This is a genomic window from Streptomyces cucumeris, assembly GCF_024295805.1.
In the GTDB taxonomy this organism is placed as follows: Bacteria; Actinomycetota; Actinomycetes; order Streptomycetales; family Streptomycetaceae; genus Streptomyces; species Streptomyces cucumeris.
This window is the reverse complement of sequence record NZ_JANCLX010000015.1, coordinates 158,129-179,118: the sequence shown is the minus strand read 5'-3', so window position 1 is coordinate 179,118 and position 20,990 is coordinate 158,129. Positions and strand designations below refer to the sequence as shown.

The 20,990-nt window shown below is 71.6% G+C and carries 16 protein-coding genes; 10 read left to right on the top strand and 6 right to left on the bottom strand.

Features of this window, described 5'->3' with window-relative positions:
• Nucleotides 1-200 precede the first annotated feature (200 nt).
• The gene (locus NMK44_RS22655) at nucleotides 201-1,052 is read right to left on the bottom strand and encodes a hypothetical protein (RefSeq protein WP_254745911.1); all 852 of its coding nucleotides are present in this window, start codon (nucleotides 1,050-1,052) and stop codon (nucleotides 201-203) included.
• A 294-nt stretch (nucleotides 1,053-1,346) separates the two neighbouring features.
• Between NMK44_RS22655 and NMK44_RS22650 the strand changes: the two genes are divergently transcribed.
• From NMK44_RS22650 to NMK44_RS22635, 4 genes are all read left to right on the top strand, one after another.
• Nucleotides 1,347-2,765, top strand: a complete 1,419-nt coding sequence (locus NMK44_RS22650) for a hypothetical protein (protein ID WP_254745878.1) — start codon at nucleotides 1,347-1,349, stop codon at nucleotides 2,763-2,765.
• 523 nt (nucleotides 2,766-3,288) lie between these two features.
• Nucleotides 3,289-4,284 (top strand): helix-turn-helix domain-containing protein, encoded by a 996-nt coding sequence (locus NMK44_RS22645; RefSeq protein WP_254745909.1) that lies wholly within the window; start codon nucleotides 3,289-3,291, stop codon nucleotides 4,282-4,284.
• Between the two features lie 265 nt (nucleotides 4,285-4,549).
• Nucleotides 4,550-5,830 carry a ricin-type beta-trefoil lectin domain protein gene (locus tag NMK44_RS22640; protein WP_254745876.1) on the top strand — a complete coding sequence of 427 codons (1,281 nt, stop codon included), beginning with the start codon at nucleotides 4,550-4,552 and terminating at the stop codon, nucleotides 5,828-5,830.
• A 315-nt stretch (nucleotides 5,831-6,145) separates the two neighbouring features.
• Nucleotides 6,146-7,966 carry an ABC transporter ATP-binding protein gene (locus NMK44_RS22635; RefSeq protein ID WP_254745908.1) on the top strand — a complete coding sequence of 607 codons (1,821 nt, stop codon included), beginning with the start codon at nucleotides 6,146-6,148 and terminating at the stop codon, nucleotides 7,964-7,966.
• Nucleotides 7,967-8,010: 44 nt separating this feature from the next.
• Here NMK44_RS22635 and NMK44_RS22630 read toward each other — a convergent pair whose 3' ends face one another.
• Together NMK44_RS22630 and NMK44_RS22625 are read right to left on the bottom strand one after the other, a co-directional pair.
• A complete protein-coding gene (locus NMK44_RS22630; protein WP_254745874.1) occupies nucleotides 8,011-8,544 on the bottom strand; it encodes an inorganic diphosphatase in 534 nt (177 codons plus the stop codon).
• Nucleotides 8,545-8,717: 173 nt separating this feature from the next.
• The gene (locus NMK44_RS22625) at nucleotides 8,718-9,386 is read right to left on the bottom strand and encodes a TetR/AcrR family transcriptional regulator (protein WP_254745872.1); all 669 of its coding nucleotides are present in this window, start codon (nucleotides 9,384-9,386) and stop codon (nucleotides 8,718-8,720) included.
• A 207-nt stretch (nucleotides 9,387-9,593) separates the two neighbouring features.
• On the opposite strand from NMK44_RS22625, the gene NMK44_RS22620 reads away from it, so the two are divergent.
• Together NMK44_RS22620 and NMK44_RS22615 are read left to right on the top strand one after the other, a co-directional pair.
• Nucleotides 9,594-10,715 carry a medium chain dehydrogenase/reductase family protein gene (locus NMK44_RS22620; RefSeq protein WP_254745870.1) on the top strand — a complete coding sequence of 374 codons (1,122 nt, stop codon included), beginning with the start codon at nucleotides 9,594-9,596 and terminating at the stop codon, nucleotides 10,713-10,715.
• 120 nt (nucleotides 10,716-10,835) lie between these two features.
• A complete protein-coding gene (locus NMK44_RS22615) occupies nucleotides 10,836-11,462 on the top strand; it encodes a GntR family transcriptional regulator (RefSeq protein WP_254745868.1) in 627 nt (208 codons plus the stop codon).
• Nucleotides 11,463-11,650: 188 nt separating this feature from the next.
• Here NMK44_RS22615 and NMK44_RS22610 read toward each other — a convergent pair whose 3' ends face one another.
• Together NMK44_RS22610 and NMK44_RS22605 are read right to left on the bottom strand one after the other, a co-directional pair.
• Complete coding sequence (locus tag NMK44_RS22610) at nucleotides 11,651-12,460, bottom strand: carbon-nitrogen hydrolase family protein (protein ID WP_254745906.1); 810 nt, start codon at nucleotides 12,458-12,460, stop codon at nucleotides 11,651-11,653.
• A gap of 152 nt (nucleotides 12,461-12,612) precedes the next feature.
• Entirely contained in the window at nucleotides 12,613-13,989 is a 1,377-nt protein-coding gene (locus NMK44_RS22605; RefSeq protein WP_254745866.1) for an MFS transporter, read from the bottom strand.
• A 162-nt stretch (nucleotides 13,990-14,151) separates the two neighbouring features.
• Between NMK44_RS22605 and NMK44_RS22600 the strand changes: the two genes are divergently transcribed.
• Nucleotides 14,152-14,892, top strand: a complete 741-nt coding sequence (locus NMK44_RS22600; RefSeq protein ID WP_254745864.1) for a DUF2848 domain-containing protein — start codon at nucleotides 14,152-14,154, stop codon at nucleotides 14,890-14,892.
• A gap of 136 nt (nucleotides 14,893-15,028) precedes the next feature.
• Here the strand turns inward: NMK44_RS22600 and NMK44_RS22595 are convergent, their stop codons facing one another.
• Nucleotides 15,029-15,472: an SPW repeat protein gene (locus tag NMK44_RS22595; protein WP_254745862.1), complete on the bottom strand. Its 444-nt coding sequence runs from the start codon at nucleotides 15,470-15,472 to the stop codon at nucleotides 15,029-15,031.
• Nucleotides 15,473-15,656: 184 nt separating this feature from the next.
• Between NMK44_RS22595 and NMK44_RS22590 the strand changes: the two genes are divergently transcribed.
• From NMK44_RS22590 to NMK44_RS22575, 3 genes are all read left to right on the top strand, one after another.
• Nucleotides 15,657-18,866, top strand: coding sequence for a helix-turn-helix transcriptional regulator (locus tag NMK44_RS22590; RefSeq protein WP_254745860.1), 3,210 nt, complete (start codon nucleotides 15,657-15,659; stop codon nucleotides 18,864-18,866).
• Nucleotides 18,867-19,127: 261 nt separating this feature from the next.
• Nucleotides 19,128-19,919 carry a S1 family peptidase gene (locus NMK44_RS22585; RefSeq protein WP_374215319.1) on the top strand — a complete coding sequence of 264 codons (792 nt, stop codon included), beginning with the start codon at nucleotides 19,128-19,130 and terminating at the stop codon, nucleotides 19,917-19,919.
• A gap of 366 nt (nucleotides 19,920-20,285) precedes the next feature.
• Nucleotides 20,286-20,909 (top strand): winged helix-turn-helix domain-containing protein, encoded by a 624-nt coding sequence (locus tag NMK44_RS22575; RefSeq protein ID WP_254745856.1) that lies wholly within the window; start codon nucleotides 20,286-20,288, stop codon nucleotides 20,907-20,909.
• Nucleotides 20,910-20,990 lie beyond the last annotated feature (81 nt).

Sequence of the window (20,990 nt, the reverse complement as noted above, 5' to 3'; positions counted from 1 at the left end):
GTAGTTCTCACCGTCACCGCTTGCTTCCCGCCCCTGCGTGCACCGAGGGCCGCTACCCCACACGGGGTAGCGGCCCTCGCTGGCTTGTCCGGCTCGATTCTGCGCGAGCAGCCTTCTACAACTCCGATGGGGCCGAATCGGTGACCTGCTCCGCGCTGACGGCCTTCGCCACGGGGCCCCCGCCAGAGAAGCAAGCGGAGCTACGCTGCAGGCGGCTCGGCAATGCGCCAGGTGATCCGGAAGCGCTCGGCGTCGGGAAGCCCGAACGGGCCCACCGGTCTGATCTGCTTGATCAGGTAGCCGAAGACCATGTGATGCGCCTCCTCCGACACCTCGTCCCAGGTGTCCGGAGTCGCGATCATCACCTCGCGCATCAGGCTCAGGTCTGACTCGTTTTCCAGCATCTCCGCCCGGTCGTCTCGGTCCATCGTCTCGTCCGCGCGCATGGCACGAATCGACTCCGCGAGAAGACTCGGCTCACGGCCAAGGCGCCGGAGAATCTCCTGGCAGCCGTACCGGAAGGCCGCGTACGCCACCTCGGCCTCCCGGTCGGGGTTGCGATAGCCGTATGGAGCACCCTCCTCTGCCCCGACATAGTCACCCTTCAGCGAGTGCAGCAGGACCTGTAGCGCGTGTTCGGCACCCTGCTCCTCGATGAAGCGCGCCATGCCGTGAACCCACTGGTCCTCAGGTATCAGTGGCTCGTGCGGGACAGCGAGCGAGGGATGGATCTCGATGGCGCTGAAAGGGTTGACCAACATGCCCATGACCAGCTCTGGCGTCCACTTGCCGTCCTCACCTCCCCAGCCTCCGTTGACGAGCTCCTGGAACGACTTCAGCGCTCCGGACTCCCCTTCGCCAATCGTGCGCCACAGCAGCAGGAACCTGGCCGTCTCCGTCTCCTCGTCCCGGGGCGGGCTGCACAACCCGGCCAGAACCACAACGATGTCGTGGACAGTCTCCCAGCGCGGCACCCGTATCCCATTGACCGCGGAGCGCACGGTCTCATGGCTGGCGTCCGACAGTTGGTCCTCGCGACTGCGGATGAGCATGCTCACCTTTCGGAAGCTCAACCGGCCTGCAGCGCGGTGTAGTTCCTGCAGTGCTTCTGTCAACTCTCGGTGTCTGCCAGCCGGTTTAGGTGGAGTACTGGAAGCAGCCAAGGGGATTCCTCCCTGTTCAGGGTGTCAAGTTCCGCCAACACGGTAGAAGCCGCAGACCAAGGCCGAGTCAGTATTCGTCAAGTTCGCCGGTCCCCCCGCCAAACCGTGACTCGCGGCCGGGCGGCGAGGTGAGCATGGAGGAAGGCGCTGACGGAGCGCCTTCCCCCCAAGGAGTTGCCGCACATGCACATCCCTGCCTACGCCCATGACACGATTCGCGCCGCCGCGCTACGCAGCATGCCCACGTCTCGGCAGGTGGGCGGCTTGGACTGCTGCCTGTGCGACAAGCCGTTCGGTGAGAGCCTCGCCGCCATACCGCTCGGGCCGACACAGACGTCCGGGTTGTTCGGGTGCCGCCCCTGTCTGACCCGGTTGATCACTCGGGCGCGTCGGACTCGCGACGCCGCACTGGCTCATGACGCCAAGCGTGCCCGAGCAGAGTCCGCGGCCTGGGTGCCGGTGCGTGAACGCCATCTCGCCCGGCTCGAAAGCGTGCGGCAGGCCGCTGAGGCCGTGGCCGGGCTGGCCCGGGGCGATGATACCGAGGCACTGCGCGTCGCCTGGCTACTGGTCTCGCTGGAGTCCGCGTACACCTGGGTCCCCGACGCTCCGGAACCACCTGCTTCGGTGGATCGTGCGGACTCGGAGATGAAGGACGAGGCCTTCCGGCTCGACCTAGCCATGATCACGGCGCGGGAGGCGGTGGCGGAGCGGCTGGCCTACCACCTTCTCAACGAGGCGCAGCCAGACGAGCCGGAGATGTGCGAGGACTTCGAATGCCCGGAAGACTGCTCGGGCCGCCACGACTCCACACACATCGACTGCGGGCCGGACGCCGTCTTCGACGATCTGACGGAGCACGGCATCACCGTGGAGAAGCCAAGGCCCGAACCCCTGTCACCTCGGCTCGCGGCCCTCTGGGACAGGACCGAGGCCGAAGAGAAGCACTCACCGCTTCCGGATATCGAGGAGCAGGCCCTCGTTATCCTGGCTCACCTCGGGATCGACGCGGACGACACGGACGTACTGGTGAGCGCGGCGGCGGTCGGCCTGGTAGCCGATGCCTGGCGCGAGGGGCCGCTGGACGTGATCCACTCGGCCGACGACGGGCCGAACGACGGGGAGATCTTCGCTCAGAGCGTCGATCTGTACCGCAGGGCCCGCGCGGCGCTGGTGGCCGCACGGGACGACGGGCCCGAGGTGCTGCTTGCGTTCGCGGCCGTCGCCTCGGACGTGGACCTTCCGTGGGCCGGTGGCTCCCGCTTCACACTTCGGACGGTGTCCGAATCCGTGGCGGAGTTCGTCCAGCACGTGGACGACCGTGTGTGGTTCACCGCGGAGGTGATGCGTGAACAGAGTTGGCGCGCGGGGTTGCTGCACAGAGCCGCTTCGGCCGCGTTCAAAGCACACACCCACTTCGGGATGCCGGGCTGGCCCGACGCCGTCGCCTCAGCGATGGAACGGCTCGTCCTGCTCGACCGGTCGGGCGCCCCTGAGGTGCTGGCCGACCTCGCGACGGTGGAGGCCTCGTTGCTCAAAGCGCCTGACCAGCTGGGGGCGGACGCCCTCAACTGGATTGCTCACCAGGCCCTGCTCGGCTAGGGCACCCCATGAGTTGGGACAACCTCAGCCTGATCACCCTTGCCGCTTTCGGTTGCCTCACGCTCCTACTAACACAGGTGGGCGAGGTGCTGTCGAAGCTTCCGCAGATCATCCGTGCTTGGCGTGAAGTACGAAACGAGCTGCACAACGGGACGGATCATGACTGCCATGTGGCCTCGCCGGAGTGTGACCGGCGTGAAACACATGGAGAGCCATCCACACGGAGTATCGATGAGTGATCCGCTCGACTCCCAGGAGTCGTATATCCCGAGTGGAGCGTCCAGCCAGGAACACTCGCTGTACGTCGCCAGGTGCACCGAGTTGTGCACCGAGCGTCTCTGGGAGAGAACGCTGATACGGGTCAGAAGCAATTCCATGCCGTACTTCGACGTCTAACGGCTTTTCCGTGTCGGGGCGTTCCGTGTGGGGGCGTGAGATCGTGCGCTGAGCAGGGGTGAGAGGGGGCTCACGCACCAGGGCGCCGGTGCGCGGCGCGCGCCACGGCAGGCATATGGAGGGGCAGTTGCTGGACGAGATGGTGTTCCGGACCGAAGAGATGGCCGCGGCCGACCGGTTCGACGCCTGGGTGGAGCGGATGGGCCGGACCCACGCCCCCTTGGAGCTGCACCGCGACCGCACCGAGGACTACCACGCCCGTCAGCGCGTCCTGCCGCTCGGTGAGGTCGCGGTGTGGCCGGCCGAATTCCAGCCGGTGGTCTTCCGCCGCACCCCGAAGCTGATCCGGCAGTCCGACCCCGAGTCGTACCACCTCTCGCTCGTCCTGCACGGCACCGGGGCCGGGGTGTGGGGGCACCGGGAGGCCGCGTACCGGCCGCTCGACCTGCACGTCAACTCCTCCTCGCTGGAGTACGAGGTCCGCAGCACCGGGAACCCGGTCAGAATCGTGGGCGTGGAGATACCCCAGGCCCTGGTGCCGCTGTCGCACGACAAGGTGCGCCGGATCATCTCGCATCCGGTCTCGGCACGTGAGGGAGTCGGCGCGCTGCTGTCGGGGTTCCTCACCCAGCTTGCTGCCGACACCTCCGCGTACGGGCCCGCCGACGCGCCCCGGCTTGGCAAGATCGCGTGCGACCTGATCTCCATGGTGTTCGCCCATGCGCTCGAAGAGGACAGGGCGCTGCCTCCGGAGACCCGGCAGCGGTCCCTCACCCTGCGGATCCAGGCGTTCATCCGCGCGCGGCTGCACGACCCCGGGCTCACCCCGAGGTCCGTGGCCGCCGCCCACCACATCTCCGTCAGCTATCTGCACCGTCTCTTCAAGGACCAGGAGACCACCGTCGCCGACTGGATCCGCCGGCTGCGCCTGGAGGCGGCCCATCGCGATCTCACCGACCCGGCGCTCGGCACGACCCCCATCCACGCCATCGCCACCCGCTGGGGCTTCCCCCGCGCGTCGGACTTCAGCCGGGCCTACCGCGCCGCCTACGGCGCCACTCCCAGGGACCGCCGCCACCGGGCGATCGCCGGTGGCGGCGGAGGTGGCGGACGCCGGAAGTGAACGGATTGCCAACACGACTGTGGACTCTGTGCTCATGACCTTTCCCGGTGGCTGGGACATCCTGATGATGCGTGCACCGGGGGAAGCGTCAGGGGATCTTTGCCAAGGGAATCCCCGAGTCACTGTGCACGCCCGCCGCGGCGGTCCAGGCGTTCCCAAGGGTCCGTACGGACTTACGGCCTGCCGCCGCGGCCTTCTCTTCGCCGGTTCCAGCTCCCCCGGTCCGGAACACGGCAACCGCACCGGGTGAAAAGGAAACGGGGACGTGGGATTCACGGGTAAGCGCCGGATGTCGATCATCGCCATCTGTGCGGCGGCGGCGGTCGCGGGGGGTCTCCAGCTCTCTTCCAGCGCTTTCGGCACCGACGACGACGAGCCGGACGACCGGCACCGGCCCGTGGCGGCGGCGCCCCACCAGGAGGACTCCGGTGTCTCCGGCACCGACGGGACGGTCTTCAAGGACGGTGTCATGCCGGTGACATCGTCCGGTGTGCGCGGCCTGGCCGCGGTCGCCGCTCCGCACGGCGAGGGGTGGAAACTGGCCGGTCCGCGCAAACTGCTGGCCGGCGGCTACACCATCAAGTTCTACGATCAGAAGTCCGTGGACTGGCTGGGCCGTTATGCGAAGACATCGGCCAAGGAGCTCCGGCGCATCACCAACCTGCCGATCGACGTCGACACCCAGCCGGTGGGCTGGGACTATGTGCGGCCCAAGGGAGTCGTGGTCGTCGGGGTGCTGAAGCGCCCGTGCGTCCCGCCCGAGAACGGCGGGCAGAGCGGCTGGAAGGTCGTACGCGACGGGTCCGGGAAGAAGAACCTGAGCTGCGGTCTCATCGCCTCCTCCGTGGCCGACACGGTGACCAGCGGACACGCCTACATCGACAGCGAGTTCTTCACGTCGGCGGGCAAGCCCCTGCCCTCCATCGGCGAGAAGCGCATGAGCAACCACATCAGCCATGAACTGGGCCACACCATGGGGCTGGCCCACGCCAACCGCAGTTCGGCGCGGGGCGACTGCGCCGTCGCCGGCGATTCCCACCAGAAGCCGGTCCTGTGCTCGCCGGCCGGCGGGTACCAGGACAGCCGCGCGGGCACCTACGTCCAGCAGTTCGACGTCCAGGGCCTGCGTCTGCTGGCCAAGGGCGCCGGTGCGGCGGTGCCCCCGCAGGGCAAGGTGACCGGCCTCGGCGGCAAGTGCCTGGACGTCAAGGCGGGGAACCCGGCCAACGGTACGCAGATCCAGCTCTACCGGTGCAACGGCTCGGCGACCCAGTCGTGGATCCTGGACCGGGACGGCACGTTCCGCGCGCTGGGCAAGTGCCTGGACAACGCGGACAACGCGACCGCCGACGGCAACAGGATCCAGCTGCGCGACTGCGACGGCGGCCCGTCGCAGCGCTGGTCGGTCAATGCCAAGGGCCAGATCACGCATATCGCCTCGGGCAAGGTGCTGGATGTGACCGGTGGCAGGACCACCGATGGCACCAGGATCCAGCTCCACTCGGCGAACTCCTACAAACGCCAGGTCTGGGCCGCTCCGAAGTAGCCCGCGGCAGACCGCAGCAGCCCGCGCCGAGCGCGTCCCCCGGGGTCCGGGCCGGTGATCCGGTCCGGACCCCGGGGTGTTCCACCTCCTGCGGAGCGACGGCCGAATCGTGCCCGATCGTGTGCACCTCTTCCCTGACTCGCGGCGGATATCGCTGATTTGCGGCAGTCTGTGCGGCACCGCACCATACGACGCCGATCGCGCTGAACAACTCCGTTGCACCGTCCAGGGGGATTCGTGGCATCAGAGACTGCTGAGCAACCGGCCGAACAGCCCGACGAGGAACTGAGGTTCCGCCCTCCGTCGCTGGTGGCGATGGCGGACAACCCGATCACCACCCGGACCATGGCCCGCAGACTGCCGCAGCTGGTGCGCAGATCGCTGGCGCTGGCCTGGACGGTGGACCGCAGGGCGGTGGTGGCACTGCTGGTGTGCCAGGCGCTGTCGGGCTTCTTTGAAGCCTTCGGACTGCTGGCCACCACCGGCACCATCACGGCACTGATCTCCTCCGGGCAGATCACCGAACGGCTGCGGGAGGCGCTGCCGTCGATCGCGGTACTGGCCGGGGCGGCCGGGCTGCGCGCACTGCTGGGGATCGCGATCACCAACATCTCCAGCAGGCTGTCGCCCCGGATCTCGCGGGAGGCCGAGACGCAGATGCTGGACGCGGCGATCAACGCCGAGCTGGCGGCGTACGACAACCCGGGGTTCAACGACAAGTGGGACGCGGCGGACCGGGGCGCCGAGGTCGCACAGGATCTGATCACCGAGTCACAGCAGCTCATGGCCTGTCTGGCGTCGCTGATCGCCGCGGCGGGCGTGGTCACGGTGCTGCATCCGGCGCTGCTGCCGCTGCTGTTGCTGGCCGCGCTGCCCCAGGGGATCGCCGGGATGAAGGCCGCCCGGGTCCAGTACGAGACCAGCCGGGCGATGAGCGCGGACCGGAACACCCTGGCGCTGCTGCGCTGGTACATGATCGACAAGGACATCGCCGATCAGCTCCGGTCGGGCACCATGGCCCGCTTCCTGCTGGAGCGCTACCGGTCCATCGGGGCGCGGGTGGACACCGCGACCGACAAGGCGGTGCACCGGGGCGCGCGGTACGCGCTGCTGGGGGCGGTGGCCGGGGGGATCGCCTCGGCGCTGGTGTGGGTGTCGCTGGCCCTGCTGCTGGGGTCGGGGCGGATGTCGGTGGCCTCGGCGGGGACGGCCGTCTTCGCGCTGCGCACGGTGGCCACCTCGTTGCAGGGCATGGTCGGTTACGGCACCCGGCTGTTCCGCACCGGGCTGTACCTCGACGACTGGGCGGAGTTCATCGAGGAGGCGGGCGGCCACCGGATGCGGCGCGGCACCGGCGCCCCGGAGTCGCCGCGGGTGATCCGGGCGGAGGGGCTGACATACGCGTACCCGGCATCGGATGCCCCGGCGCTGGACGACGTCACCCTGGAGGTGCGGCGCGGTGAGGTCCTGGCGCTGGTCGGGGAGAACGGTTCGGGCAAGACCACGCTCAGCAAACTGCTCACCGGGCTCTATCTGCCCAGCAAAGGCGCGGTGACCTGGGACGGCACCAGTGTGGAGGAGCTCGATCCGCAGGAGATGTGGCGGCAGACGGCGGTCGTGCCGCAGGACTACGCCCACTGGCCGCTGAACGCCCGGGACAACATCACCCTGGGGCAGCCGCATGGCGGGGACGAGGCGGTGCGGACGGCGGCGGCGCACTCCGGTGCCCATGAGGTGGTGGACGGGCTGCGCAGCGGGCTGGACACGCTGCTGGCCCGGCAGTGGTGGGGCGGGGTGGAGCTGTCCGGCGGGCAGTGGCAGCGCATCGCGCTGGCGCGGGCGTTCCACCGGCCCGCCGGGCTGCTGGTCATGGACGAGCCGACCAGCGCCCTGGACGCGCGGGCCGAGCACCGGATCTTCGCGGGTCTGCGGCGGCTGGCGGAGGACCGGGCGGTGGTGCTGGTGACGCACCGGCTGGCGAACGTGGCGGTGGCCGACCGGATCGTGGTGCTCGACCACGGGCGGGTGATCCAGCAGGGGACATTCGCGGAGCTGACCCGATCGCCGGGGCTGTTCCGGGAGTTGTGGGAGCTGCAGAACGACCGTGGCGTTCCGGCGCCGCGCGCCGAGCCGTAGACGGCCGGGAGCAGGCGCACCGGCTCGGCTCAACCGGGACGAGCTCAACCGGGGTGGGCGGTACCGGGAGGGGCGGGGCCGGGAGGGGCGGTCGCGGTGGCGCGGGCGCGGGAGGCGGCTATCTCCGCGTACGCGTCGTCGCGGCCCTCCCAGTGGGAACCCTCCACCGATTTCCCGGGCTCAAGGTCCTTGTAGACCTCGAAGAAGTGGGTGATCTCCATACGGTCGAATTCGGGGACGTCGTCGATGTCCTGGACATCGGTGTAGCGCGGATCGTGGGCGGGAACGCAGAGAACCTTCTCGTCCGGCCCCTTCTCGTCGCTCATCACATACATGCCGATGGCCCGGCAGAGGATCACACAGCCGGGGAAGGTGGGCTCCCCGACCGTGACCAGGGCGTCGAGCGGATCGCCGTCACGGCCGAGGGTGTCATCGATGTAGCCGTAGTCCGCCGGGTACTTGGTGGCGGTGAACAGCATCCGGTCCAGCCGGATCCGGCCTTCCTCATGGTCCATCTCGTACTTGTTACGGGACCCCTCCGGGATCTCCACGACCACATCGAACTCGGCGGACTCCATCGCGGCCTCCGGTCACCCGTACGACGCTCCGGTGCGCTTCCAGTGTGCGCCGGGAGCGGCCGGAGGGCAGCTCGGGTCCCGGAGGGCAGCTCGGGTCCCCGGAGACCGGCCGGGGTCCCCGCAAGGCGGCTCAGGTGCCGGGGGCGGCCGGGGCGGCCTCCGGCGCCGCGCGCTCAGACGCCGCGCATGAGGGCCTCGACCTCGGCCTCGAAGAGCGCCCCCGGATCGAACCCCATCCCGCTGAACTGGCCCTGCACATCGAGGCTGATCACCCCGTGCAGCCGGGTCCAGGTGCGCAGCGCGCGCCCCTTCACCTCTCCGGCGGGATCCGTGCCGTCCGCCCAGGGGCCGACCGCCTCGAGCTGCCGCGCGAGCTCGGCCTCCAGGGGGGAGAAGGGACCACCGGCGGCCGGGCCGTCCAGCTCCGCGCAGGCGTCGAGGATCGTGCGCATCAGCTTGCCGGCGATCTCGGTGGTCTCGGGCGGCGCCTGGTAACCGGGCACCGGGGTGCCGTAGATGAGCAGATAGCGGTCGGGCTGCGCTGCGGCCCACGCGCGGATGGCATGGGCCAGCGCGCGGAAGCGGTCGCCGGGGGCGGCCTCGGCGACGGCGGCGGCCGCGGCCTCGGCCAGATCGCGGTAGGCATCGGTGATCAGCTCGGTGAGCAGCTCGTCCCGGCCCGCGAAATAGCGGTAGAGCGCGGGGCCGGTCATACCCATCGCCTTCGCGATCGCGTTCACCGAGATGCCCGCCGTGCCCGCCTCGGCGAGCTGGGTGAGGGCCACGGCCTTGGCCTCCTCACGGGTCTGTTTGCGGTAGCGCTCCCGCCGTGCTGTCGCCATCGACGCGCCTCTCACCTTCCGTACGGGCGGCCCGGACCGGGGCTGCCGGCCGGGGCCCGCTTCCGGCCCGGAATCCCGGTGCGGATCCGGGGTTGACACATCGAGGGTAACAGGTTCATTGTTTAGTTAGAAGTTCTCACGGACGAAAGAACACCTCACATCGATCACCTCACGGCGATCGCGAGGCCCAGGAGAAACGAGGTCGTCATGCTCACCGAAATCGTGCTGCCCGGTCAGGTGGAGCCCGAGGGGCTCCAGGTCCGCACCCGCCCGCTCCCCGAGCCCGGCCCCGGCCAGGCGCTGGTGGAGGTCGAGGCGTCCGGGGTCTCGTTCGCCGAGCAGCAGATGCGCCGGGGGAAGTACTACGACCAGCCGCCGTTCCCCTTCGTGCCCGGCTATGACCTGGTGGGGAAGGTCGTCGCCACCGGCGCCGGGGTGGACCCGGCGCTGCGGGGCGGCCGGTTCGCGGTGCTGACGAAGACGGGCGGCTGGTCCACCCACACCCTGGTCGACGCGGGCGATCTGGTCCCGGTGCCGGACGGGGTCGGCGCGGCCGAGGCGGAGACGGTGGTGGTCAACGGGATCACGGCGTGGCAGATGCTCCACCGCGTGGCCAAGGTCCGCTCCGGGGGCACGATCCTGGTCCTCGGGGCCAATGGCGGCGTGGGGTCCACCCTCGTCCAGCTCGCCCGGCACGCGGGTATCAGGGTCATCGGCACCGCCTCACCCCGCCATCACGCGGCCGTCCGGGCGCTGGGCGCCGTTCCGCTCGACTACCGGGACCCCGATCTGACCGCGCGGGTGCGCGAATTGGCGCCCGGCGGGGTGGACGCGGTCTTCGACCATGTGGGCGGCGAGGGCATCATCGACTCCTTCCGGCTGCTGACCCGTGGCGGCACGCTGGTCTCGTACGGCACGGCCGCCACCCGGGATGTGGCGGGATCGTCGCGGATGCCGGTGCTCAAGCTGTTCGGGCGGCTGCTGCTGTGGAACCTGCTACCGAACGGACGCGGGGCGCACTTCTACAACCTGTGGGCCGGACGGCGGCGGCTGGACAGCTACCAGGCGCGGATGCGCGCCGATCTGGGCCAGGTGCTGGCGCTGCTGTCGAGCGGGGAGTTCTCCGCCCAGGTGGCGGCGCGGATCCCGCTGAGCGAGGCCGCGAAGGCAATGCGGCTGGCCGAGTCGGGCACCGTCACCGGCAAGGTGGTGCTGGTCATGGGGGCCGAGAAGCAGGCGGCGGAGGACACCGGGCGGGACAGCGCCGAGGGCGGTCTGCGGCTGGTGGGCCGGGGTGCCGGGCGGACCGATGGGCAGAGTGCGCGATGAGCGCCGGCCCGCTCCGCTCCGGCCGGCCCCGGCTCACGGATCACCGGCGCGGGTCCCGTCCCTCCGTGATAATTTCCGTATACGAGTTGTATGCGATGAGCCACAGCCATGGGGGCCCAGGTGCAGTCCGGACGAGAGAAGGCGTACGCGTTTCTGAAGGAAACCGTGCTGACCGATCCCGACATGCAGGGCAGGTTCCTGACCGAGCAGGAGATCGCCGACCGGATCGGCATCTCCCGGACCCCGATCCGCGAGGCCCTGCTGCTGCTCGCGGCCGAGGACCTGGTCCGGCTGGTCCCCAAGCGCGGTGCGCATATCGCGCCGCTGTCCGGCCGGGAGATCACCGAGCTGATGGAGTTGCGGGGGATCGTCGAGCGGTACGCAGCCGACCAGTCGATCGCGGCGGGGAAGGTGCCGGTGGCGGAGCTGACCGAGCTGCTGGAGCGGCAGCGCGGGCTCACCGGCCCCGACCAGGCCAAGGAGTTCATCGCCGTGGACCACCTGTTCCACGCGACCCTGATCGCCGCGGTGGGCAATGAACTCCTCAACCGGCACTACGAAGGGCTGCGCAGCCGTCAGATCCGGGCCGGGGTGGTGGCCCTGTACAACCAGACCGGCCGCCAGGAGGAAGTGCTCTGCGAGCACCGGGCCATCCTGGACGCGGTGGCCGCCGGGGACACGGAGGCCGCCCGCGCGGCGATCAGCGGCCATCTGGAGACGACGCTCAAGGTGCTGCTCGCCGGGTGAGTCCGGGCGAGTCCAGGTGGGTGCGGTGAGTCCGGGCGGGTCCGGCGGACTCATCGGCCGTCCGGCGCCTCCGGATAGGTGATCACCAGCATGGTGACGCCCTCCTCGGAGCGCCAGGGGCCCGCGCTCCGGCTTGGCGCCGGGCGTGACTCCGCCCTCGGCACCCCGTTCCACCCCGTGGTCGCCGCTCATGGCCGGTCGCCCAGCCTGCGGTTCTCCAGAACGGACAGGGTCCGGCGCACCGCGGTGACCTCATCGGGGTCGAGGTCCGCGACGAGCAGACCCGGAGCGGCGTCCAGCCGCTCGCGCACGGTGCCGTCGGGGCCGATCAGGGCGCTGTGCCCGATACCGGTGGGGGCGCTTCCGGCAGGGGCGGGAGCGGCGCCGGAGGCGGCCGGGTCGGCCTGGCCCACGGCGGCCAGCCAGACGGTGGCGTCGAGCGCCCGCGCACGGGTCAGCAGTTCCCACTGCTCACGCTTGCCCGGCCCCGCACCCCATGAGGCGGGCAGCAGCGAGACCACCGCACCCGCGTCGGCATGGGCCCGGAAGAGCTCCGGGAAGCGTACGTCGTAGCAGGTGGCGAGGCCGATCCCGACCCCGTCGAGATCGAAGGTGACCACCTGGGAGCCCGGCGCCACGGTGTCGGACTCCCGGAAACCGAAGGCGTCATACAGATGGATCTTGTCGTAGGCGGCCTCGACCCCGGGGCCGGTGGCCAGCAGGGTGTTGGTGACCCGTCCGTCGGGCGCGGGGGTGAACATGCCCGCGACGACCACGAGACCGGTGTCCTTCGCGATCTGCCGGACCTCGGTGGCCCAGGGGCCGTCCAGCGGTTCGGCGAGCGGACCGAGCCGGGTGCCGAAGCAGGCCATGGCGGCCTCCGGGAAGGCGATCAGACGCGCCCCGGCTTCCGCCGCCCGCTGTGCCTCACGGCGCAGCAGGGCGAGGTTCGACGCGGGGTCCGGGCCGGTGGTGAGCTGGCTCAGTGCGATGCGCAGGGGCATGGCGGGTGCTGCCTCGTTTCCTCGTCGGTCGGCCGGGGCCCATCGGGCGGTCCCGGGTGGTCGTGTCCTGGTGCGGAGGGTCGGAGTGTAGAAGGGCGGAGTGCGAAAGGGGTGTCCATCCCGCCCCTTCCCCGCCGCGGCTCGCCCTACCGCTTGGCGGAGGCGGTCGTGGTCGCGGGCACGGCACGGCCGGCGGGTCCGCGGTCCGGCTCCTCCTCCGCGGCGGTGGCGGGGTCCCGGCCCAGCCAGAGACCGGTCACCGTGAGCACGGCGGTGATCGCGATGTAGAGGGCCAGCGGGACCCAGGCGCGGTAGGTCCCCAGCAGGGTGGTGAACAGCAGGGGCGCCACCGCGCCGCCCACCACCCCGGCCAGGGTGTAGGCGAGCGAGGAGCCGGTGTAGCGCAGCCGGGGGGAGAACTGTTCGGCGACGAAGGCCGCCTGGGGCCCGTACATCAGCGAGTGGATCACCAGTCCGCCGATGACGCCCAGGGTGAGCAGCCCCCAGCTCCCGTCCGCGACCATCGGGAAGAACAGGAAGGGCCATATTCCGGCGGCCACCGCGGAACCGCCGTACAGCAGCCGCCGGTTGATCCGGTCCGAGAGGGCACCGGCGAGCGGGATCAGGACGATCTGGAGGGAGGAGCCGATCAGGACGGCGGTCAGCGCGGAGCCACGGGACATGCCCAACTCGTCGGTGGCGTAGGTGAGGACGAAGACGGTGAACATGGCGTAGAGGACATCGGGCGCGATCCGGCAGAGGATCGCCGCGGTCAGGGCCCGGGGCTGGGTGGTGAACACCTCGCGCACCGGTGCCTCGGGACGGCTCTGCGCGGCCTCCATCTCGCGGAAGACCGGGGTCTCCTCCAGCTTGGCGCGGATCCACAGGCCGAAGACCACCAGCAGACCGGAGAGCAGAAAGGCCACCCGCCAGCCCCAGGAGAGGAACTGTTCCTCGGTCAGCGCCGCACCGAGCCCGGCCAGCACCCCGTTGGCCAGCAGATTGCCCGCCGGGGGCCCGACCTGGGCGGCGGAGGCGTAGAAGCCGCGCCGCCGGGGATCGCCGAACTCGCTGGACAGCAGTACCGCACCGCCCCATTCACCGCCCACGCCCACGCCCTGTGCGAAGCGCAGCAGCACCAGGGCGGCCGGGGCGGCGGCCCCGACCGTGGCGTAGGTGGGGAGCAGTCCGATCAGCAGGGTCGCGGCGCCGATGAGGACGAGCGTCGCGATGAGCACCTTCTTGCGGCCGATGACATCACCGAGCCGCCCGAAGACGAAGCCGCCCAGCGGACGGGAGATATAGCCGACGGCGTAGGTGGAGAACGCCAGCAGGGTGCCGGTGAAGGGATCGCTGGAGGGGAAGAAGAGATCGCCGAAGACCAGGGCCGCGGCGGCGGAGTAGACGGCGAAGTCGTACCACTCCAGGGCGGTGCCGGTGAGGCTGGCGACGAAGGCCCGGCGTACCCCGGGCCCGCCGGGCCGGGGCGCTGCCGCGCTCGGTGCCGGTGCTGTGGGCTGCATGTTCCGTCCTCATGGGTGGTGCGTGCGGTGGTGCGCGCGTTCGACCTTCCGGCATACTTGTTGTATACACACCGTATGCGCAACCCCCGGGGCGGAAATCGACCGCTCCGTGACCGCAGCACTCCGCGACCGCCCCGCACCGCGCCCTGGAGGCATCCGCCGATGACCACCACACATCAGCCGCTCCACCACGCCCGGACCCGTCCGCCCCCGTCGCACACCACGCTCACCTTCGAGCTTCCCGACGGCTCCACCCGCGAGGCAACCGTTGTCCAGGTGCTGAACGCGGGCTATGCCGGGCGCAGCCAGGAGGACGTGGCCGCGCACGTCGCCGAACTCGCCGAGCTGGGCGTTCCCGCACCGGCCGTGACGCCCGCGCTCTACCCGGTCTCGCCGTATCTCGCCCAGCAGACGGCGCGGGTCAGCGTCCAGCACGCCCGTACCTCCGGGGAGGCCGAATGGGCGCTGGTGGTGGCGGACGACGGTGAGCTGCTGCTGACCGCCGCCTGTGACCACACCGACCGCGATCTGGAGGTGCACGGCGTGGCCTGGAGCAAGAACGCGGGCCCGGATGTGCTCGCCTCGCGCGCCTGGCGGCTGTCGGATGTGGCGCCACGGCTGGACGATCTGACGCTACGGGCCTGGGTCACCCATGACGGCGCGGAGACCGAGGTGCAGCGCGGCACCCTGGCCGAGCTGCTGCCGCCCGCGTACTGGATCGAGGTGCTGCGTGAGCGTGGTGGACTGATACCCGGCACGGTGCTGATCTCCGGGACGATCCCGATGGCCGAGGGGGTGGACCAGTTCGCCGAGCGCTGGCGGGTGGAGCTGGGCGATCCGGCCACCGGCGAGACGATCGAATGCTCCTATGACGTGGTGCCCCTGCCCGAACCGATCGGCTGACCCGGGCCGAGCCGGGCAAGGCCCGGACCGGCCGGGCAGAGCGAAGGCCGCCCGCCGCACGGCCCGTCAGGGCGTGCCGTGCGGTCGGCGGCCTTCTCCTTCGGTCTCGGGTCTGAAATCCCTGTCGATGAACCGGTCAGGTCTCACCCCGGCCCTTCTTCATGACCATCCCCGCGGCCACCAGCCCGAACAGGCAGGTGATGGCGCCGACGATGACGTTGTTCCAGATCATTCCGGCGTCGGGGCCCCGAGCGACCACCCAGGGCGAGATGATCATCCATACACCGATCGCGGCCATGGTCCAGCACAGGCTGTACATCCGCCTCGGTGCGACGGTGAGGCCGACCCCCAGCAGCGCGATGGCGAGGCCGAGGATGAGGTTGTGGGCCATGAGGTTGGGGCTGGTGCTCGAGAAGTGCACCACCCAGGGAGAGATGGCGAAGTACAGACCGGCGAGAAGCACCGGTCCGTCGAGGAAGACCACATCACGCGCGTCCATCATGCGGGCGTAGCGCTCCCGCATTTCGGTCACATCAGGGTGGCCCGTGATATCCCCTCTGGTGTGTGAGACGTCGGCCATACGACTCGCCTCCTTCGATCCATGCAAGTCTGACCGCGCAGTGCGGTAAAACACCGCACCACCATTGTGCGCCTCGCCTTGGTTTACAGGTAGATGTCTGGTTGGCTCCGATGCCGCATGGTTTGCCACCGGACCACTCCTGACCGGGCGCCGCGCGCTCGGGAGGCAGGGGAGGGCGATACGCGTGGAGCGGTACGGCGAACAGCCAGAGCCCGTGGTCGGACGCGATGAGCTGCTGGTACGAGGGCGTGAACAGCTGGCGCGGGGCGGCAGTGTACTGCTGCCGGGACCGGCCGGGATCGGCAAGTCCACGGTGCTGCGGGCGCTCGCCGCCGGGCCCTCCGGCCGCGGACGGCTGGTGCTGGACTGTGCCCCGACCGCCTCCGAGAGCCAGCTTCCGTTTCTGTCCCTGATCGATCTGCTGGGGCCCGTCGCCGATGAGGTCTCGGACAAACTGCCCGTCTCACAGCGCACCGTTCTGGACGCGGCGCTCACCGGGCGGCAGAGCCCGTCGGAGCGGTACGACGGGCTGGCGCTGCGGCTGGCCGTGCTGTCGGTGTTCCGGGCGCTGGCCGGGCGGGGCCCGGTGCTGGTGGTCGCCGATGACCTGCAGTGGATGGACGCGCCCAGCCGGGAGTTGCTGGAGTTCGCCGCGCGGCGGACGGCCGGGCTGCCGGTCCAGATGATCGCCGCGGTACGGACCGGCCCGGAGATATCGGCCCCGGGCCGCACGGACACCCCGGGCCGCACGCACACCCCGGGCCGGACGGAGGGGCCGGGACGGACGGAGGGGCCGGGCGCCGACCGGCCGCGTGGCACGAGGGACACGGGCGCGGACGGCGGATGGGGCGGCCCGGACCCCGACCGGGCCCTCCTCCCCGCCCACACCTGGGGCACCCCGGAACCGGGGGCCGCCCCCGCCCGGTCCCACATCCCCCGGCCGGACCCCGCCCACCACCTCGGCATCGCGGATCCCTGTGCCGCCCCCGGCCACGACGCGGCCCACGGCCCCGCCGACACCCCCGGGGCGCACCTCGGCACGCCGTACCTCCGCGTACTGCCGCCACCCGCGCTGGTGCTGGCCGTACCGCCCCTCACCTATCCGCAGACCGTCGCGCTGCTGTCGGCGCGAAGACGGGTGGGGCTGCCCGGACCCGTGCTGCGGGAGATACACCGCACCAGTGCGGGCAACCCCTTCTACGCCCTCGAACTCGGCCGCGCGCTGGCCGAGTCGGGGGCTCCGCCCAGGCCGGGGGAACACCTGCCGGTGCCCACCAGCCTGCGCGCCCTCGTCCTGGACCGGCTGCGCGCCCCCGGCCCCGGCACCCGGGAGACCCTGCTGCTGGCCAGCGCCGCCGCCCGGCCCACCGTCGCGCTGCTGCGCGCGGCGGGCCGTACCGAGGCCGAGGCCGAGCTCGGTGAGGCGGCCGCGCTCGGCATCGTGGACGAGGAGGCCGAGCCGGTGGTGCGGTTCACGCATCCGCTGGTCTCCGCCGCCCTGTACGCGGCGGCCGCCCCGCGCGAACGGCGCGCCGCGCACGCCGCGCTCGGCGCCGCCTCCACCGACCTCATCGAACGCGCCCGCCATCTGGCGCTGGCCACCCCCGGACGGGACGAGCGCGTCGCACGGACCCTCGCCGCCGCGGCCGCCGTCGCCCGGGAGCGCGGGGCGCCCGCGGCGGCGGCCCGGCTCGGACTGCTCGCCGCCGACCGCACCCCGGCCGACGACGCCTCCGCCGCCCACGCCCGGCGGCTGGACGCGGCCGAGGACGCGCTGACCGCCGGGGAGCCGGAGCTCGCCCGCGCGACCGCCCATGAGGTGCTGGCCGAATCCGTACGCCCCGCCGACCGCGTCCGCGGCTGGATCGCGGTGATCGACTCCGCCGGACAGGCCATGGCCGACGTGGACGATGTCTTCCCGCGGGCGCTCGCCGACGCGGGCGGTGAGCCACGGCTGCTCGCCCCGCTGCGCTACCAGTTGTCCTGGCGGGCCGTGCTGGTGCGCGGTTCACTGCCGCGGGCCCGGGGCGAGGCCGCCGAGGCGGCGCGGCTCGCGCGGCTGGCGGACGACCGCCGCACCGAGCTGCTGGCACTGTCCTTCCAGGCGCTCACCGAGACCCTGATGGGCCATCGGGACGCCGAACGGACCCTGGCCCGGGCCCTGGAGGAGCCCCAGGACCCCCGGGTGACCTGCGACCACAACGGACCGGGCTACACCCGCTTCCGCTGTCTGCTGATGGGCGACCGGCTGGACGAGGCCCGGACGGCGGTCGGCACGCTGGTCCGGCTGGCCGAGCGGCGCGGGGCGGTCGAGAGCCAGATCCTGTTCCTGCGCGGGCTGGCCGAGACCGAACTGCGCGCCGGACGCTGCGAATCCGCGCTGGACCTCGCCCACCGCAGTCTGCGGCTGGCCCGGGACGCCGGGATGGGCGAGGGGCCCGCGCTCCAGCTCACGGCGCTCGCGGAGGCGGCGGGCGGCAGTGTGGCCGGTGCGCTGTCGCTGGCCCAGGACGCCGTGCGCAGCGCCGAGGAGGACGGCGACCTCCTCTATCTCGCCCGCAATCTGTACGCGCTGGGCCACGCCCGGCTGGTGGCCGGGGACACCGAGGGGGCGGTGACGGCGCTGCGGCGGGTGCGGGAGCTGGAACGCGGCCAGGGGGTGACCGATCCGGCGCGCGGCCGCTGGCAGGGCGATCTGGCCGAGGCGCTCGTGGGCATCGGTGAACCGGAGGAGGCCGCCGAGGTCGTCGAGGCCACCCGGAAGTCCGCCACCCGGCTGGGGCGCGGCAGTGTGCTGGCCGTCCTGGCACGGGCCGAGGCGCTGATGACGGCCGCGCAGGGCGATCCGGGGCGGGCCGCGTTCACCCTGCGGACGGCGGGGCGCGAACTGCGTGCGCTGGGCTACCGCATCGAGCTGGGCCGGTGCGAACTGGCGCTGGCCCATGTGGAGCTGCGCCGGGGCGATATCGCGACGGCCCGTACGGCGCTGGACGCCGCGGTCCGGGTCTTCCGGCACGCCGCCGCCCATCCCTGGCTGGAACGCGCCACGGCCGAACGCGCCGCGGTGGAGGCGGAGCCGGTGCCGGGACCGGCGACCGGGGCGTGGCGGGCGGGCGCCCCGGCAGCGGGAAGAACGACGGGAACAGCGGCGGGAACGGCGGCGGGAACGCTGCCCGCGGAGGCGCTGTCGCCGCCACGGCTGCTGGACACCCTGGCCGAGATGGAGCGGAGGGTCGCGACGCTCGTGCTGGAGGGCGCCACCAACCGGGAGATCGCGGCGCGGCTGTTCATCAGCGTCAAGACCGTGGAGGCCACGCTCACCCGCGTCTACCGCAAGCTGGGGATCCGATCGCGGGTGGACATCGTCAGACTGGCAACGCGCGGCGGCACCTGACGCCCCCGGCAGCCAGACCCCTCCGGCAGCCGGACCGATCCGGCGCCCTCATCCCCCTGACTCCCCACGGGACAGGGGGATTTCCCTATACCGGACCTCAAGGGGCAACCCTCATTGGGCAGTTGCCCGAACGCTTCTAGCGTGAACCCGCCGTCGACGACGCAGTGCGACCCGCTCCGCCCCAGGGCGAAGAGGGGGCGCCGTCGGCGCGACGCGCTCCGTTTCAGGTTTCCCCCACTCACCGAAACCCTGGAGAGAAGCATGTCCTTCACACTCCCCCGCCGCGCCGGCCTCGCGGCCGCGGCCGTCCTCGCCACCGCGGCATCCATCGCGGGAGTCATGACCGGCACCGCCCAGGCGGCGCCGAAGCCCATCGTCGGCGGTACCACCACGACGGCGTCCGCCTATCCGTACGTCATGCAGATCACGGACTCCTCGCAGAGACAGTTCTGCGGCGGCACGCTGGTGTCACCCACCAAGGTGGTCACCGCCGCCCACTGCATGGTCGGTGAGACCACCAGCAGTGTGCGCGTGGTCGGCGGCCGCACCTACCGCAACGGCACCAACGGAACGGTCAGCAGGGTCAGCAGGATCTGGATCAACCCGTCCTACACCGACGTCACCAACGGCGACGACGTGGCGGTGCTGACGCTGTCCACGGCCATGCCGTACAGCACGCTGCCCTATGTCTCGCCGTCCGACACCGGTGTGTACACCGCGGGCACCACCGCCCGCATCCTGGGCTGGGGCACCACCCGCTCCGGCGGCTCCTCCTCCAACCAGCTCCGCACGGCCACCGTGCCGACCGTGTCCGACTCCAGCTGCCGCAGCTCCTACGGCTCCGACTACCTCGCCTCCGACATGGTCTGCGCCGGTTACACCCAGGGCGGCGTGGACACCTGCCAGGGCGACAGCGGCGGGCCGCTGGTCATCAACGGCAAGCTGGCCGGAATCACCTCCTGGGGCGAGGGCTGCGCCCTGGCCGGCTACCCGGGCATCTACAGCCGGCTGACCACCTTCTCCTCCCTGGTCTCGGCTCAGGTCAACTCCTGACCCCAACGGACCGCCCCGCCCCGCCCCGGCCCTCCGGCCGGGGCGGGGCACTCCGCTGACGTTGTCCTGATGTGGCCCTCGTCCCGTCCCGGGACCGAGCGGAGCGGGCACGTCGTCTGCTTCAATAGGGGCATGGTCAGCCTCCACCACGCCGCGACGGGTCGTCTGGACCTCGAGCCGTTCTGGCCGTCCCGGCAGGCGCACCATTTCGACCGCGAGTGTTGCCGCGCGTTCCGTGCGCGGGCCCGCTCGCTCGGCCGCTGAACCCACCGCCACCGCACCATCTCCGGCGGCTCCACGGCCAGATGCCCAGCCCGCGCGCACGACGTCCCCGACGACCTCGCGAGCGCGAAAGAGCTGACTCCCATGACCAACGTCCGTAGCCTCTCCTCCTCCCCCGCCCCCGCGGCCTCCGCCCACCGTCAACGGTTGCGGGCCGTTGCGCCGGACGAGGTGCCACCGGTGGCCGAACTGCTCCACCCCGGGGCGACCTGGCTGCCCGCACCGGCGCACACCCTGCCCTCGCTGCCCGGCCAGCCGCCGATGATCGGCTATCTGGTGCTGGTCCCGGCCGAGCGGCAGGATCCCGCGACCGCCCTGGCCACCGCCGCCGCCACCGCCGCCCCGCAGCCGTCCGGTGACACCGTGGCGGCGGGCACCGGGACGTTGGACAGCGGGACGGTGGACACCGGGGACGGACCGGTGCGGATCGACCCCGACCGGCGGACCGCGCGGATCGCCGGACGGCCGCTGGAACTGACCTACCTCGAGTTCGAGCTGCTGGCCCATCTCGTCGCCCATCCGCACCGGGTGCACACCCGCGATCAGCTGGTGACCACGGTCTGGGGATACGGACACGTCGGCGACGGCCGGACGGTCGACGTCCATGTGGCCCGGTTGCGCCGCAAGTTGGGCGCCGAGCACCGGGGGACGATCGTGACGGTGCGGCGGGTGGGCTACAAGTACGTTCCGCCCGCGCCCGTCGGCTGACCCCCCGCCGTCCCCGGACGCGGCGCCGCCCCGGCAGGTCCAGGACCTGCCGGGGCGGTGGCATCAGCGGCCGGGCGGCGG

Bases quoted from the DNA above. Each gene is read 5' to 3' on its own strand.
- NMK44_RS22655 (WP_254745911.1), bottom strand. From the start codon at position 1,052: ATGCTCATCCGCAGTCGCGAGGACCAACTGTCGGACGCCAGCCATGAG.
- NMK44_RS22650 (WP_254745878.1), top strand. From the start codon at position 1,347: ATGCACATCCCTGCCTACGCCCATGACACGATTCGCGCCGCCGCGCTA.
- NMK44_RS22635 (WP_254745908.1), top strand. From the start codon at position 6,146: ATGGCGGACAACCCGATCACCACCCGGACCATGGCCCGCAGACTGCCG.
- NMK44_RS22630 (WP_254745874.1), bottom strand. From the start codon at position 8,544: ATGGAGTCCGCCGAGTTCGATGTGGTCGTGGAGATCCCGGAGGGGTCC.
- NMK44_RS22625 (WP_254745872.1), bottom strand. From the start codon at position 9,386: ATGGCGACAGCACGGCGGGAGCGCTACCGCAAACAGACCCGTGAGGAG.
- NMK44_RS22620 (WP_254745870.1), top strand. From the start codon at position 9,594: ATGCTCACCGAAATCGTGCTGCCCGGTCAGGTGGAGCCCGAGGGGCTC.
- NMK44_RS22605 (WP_254745866.1), bottom strand. From the start codon at position 13,989: ATGCAGCCCACAGCACCGGCACCGAGCGCGGCAGCGCCCCGGCCCGGC.
- NMK44_RS22600 (WP_254745864.1), top strand. From the start codon at position 14,152: ATGACCACCACACATCAGCCGCTCCACCACGCCCGGACCCGTCCGCCC.
- NMK44_RS22595 (WP_254745862.1), bottom strand. From the start codon at position 15,472: ATGGCCGACGTCTCACACACCAGAGGGGATATCACGGGCCACCCTGAT.
- NMK44_RS22585 (WP_374215319.1), top strand. From the start codon at position 19,128: ATGTCCTTCACACTCCCCCGCCGCGCCGGCCTCGCGGCCGCGGCCGTC.
- NMK44_RS22575 (WP_254745856.1), top strand. From the start codon at position 20,286: ATGACCAACGTCCGTAGCCTCTCCTCCTCCCCCGCCCCCGCGGCCTCC.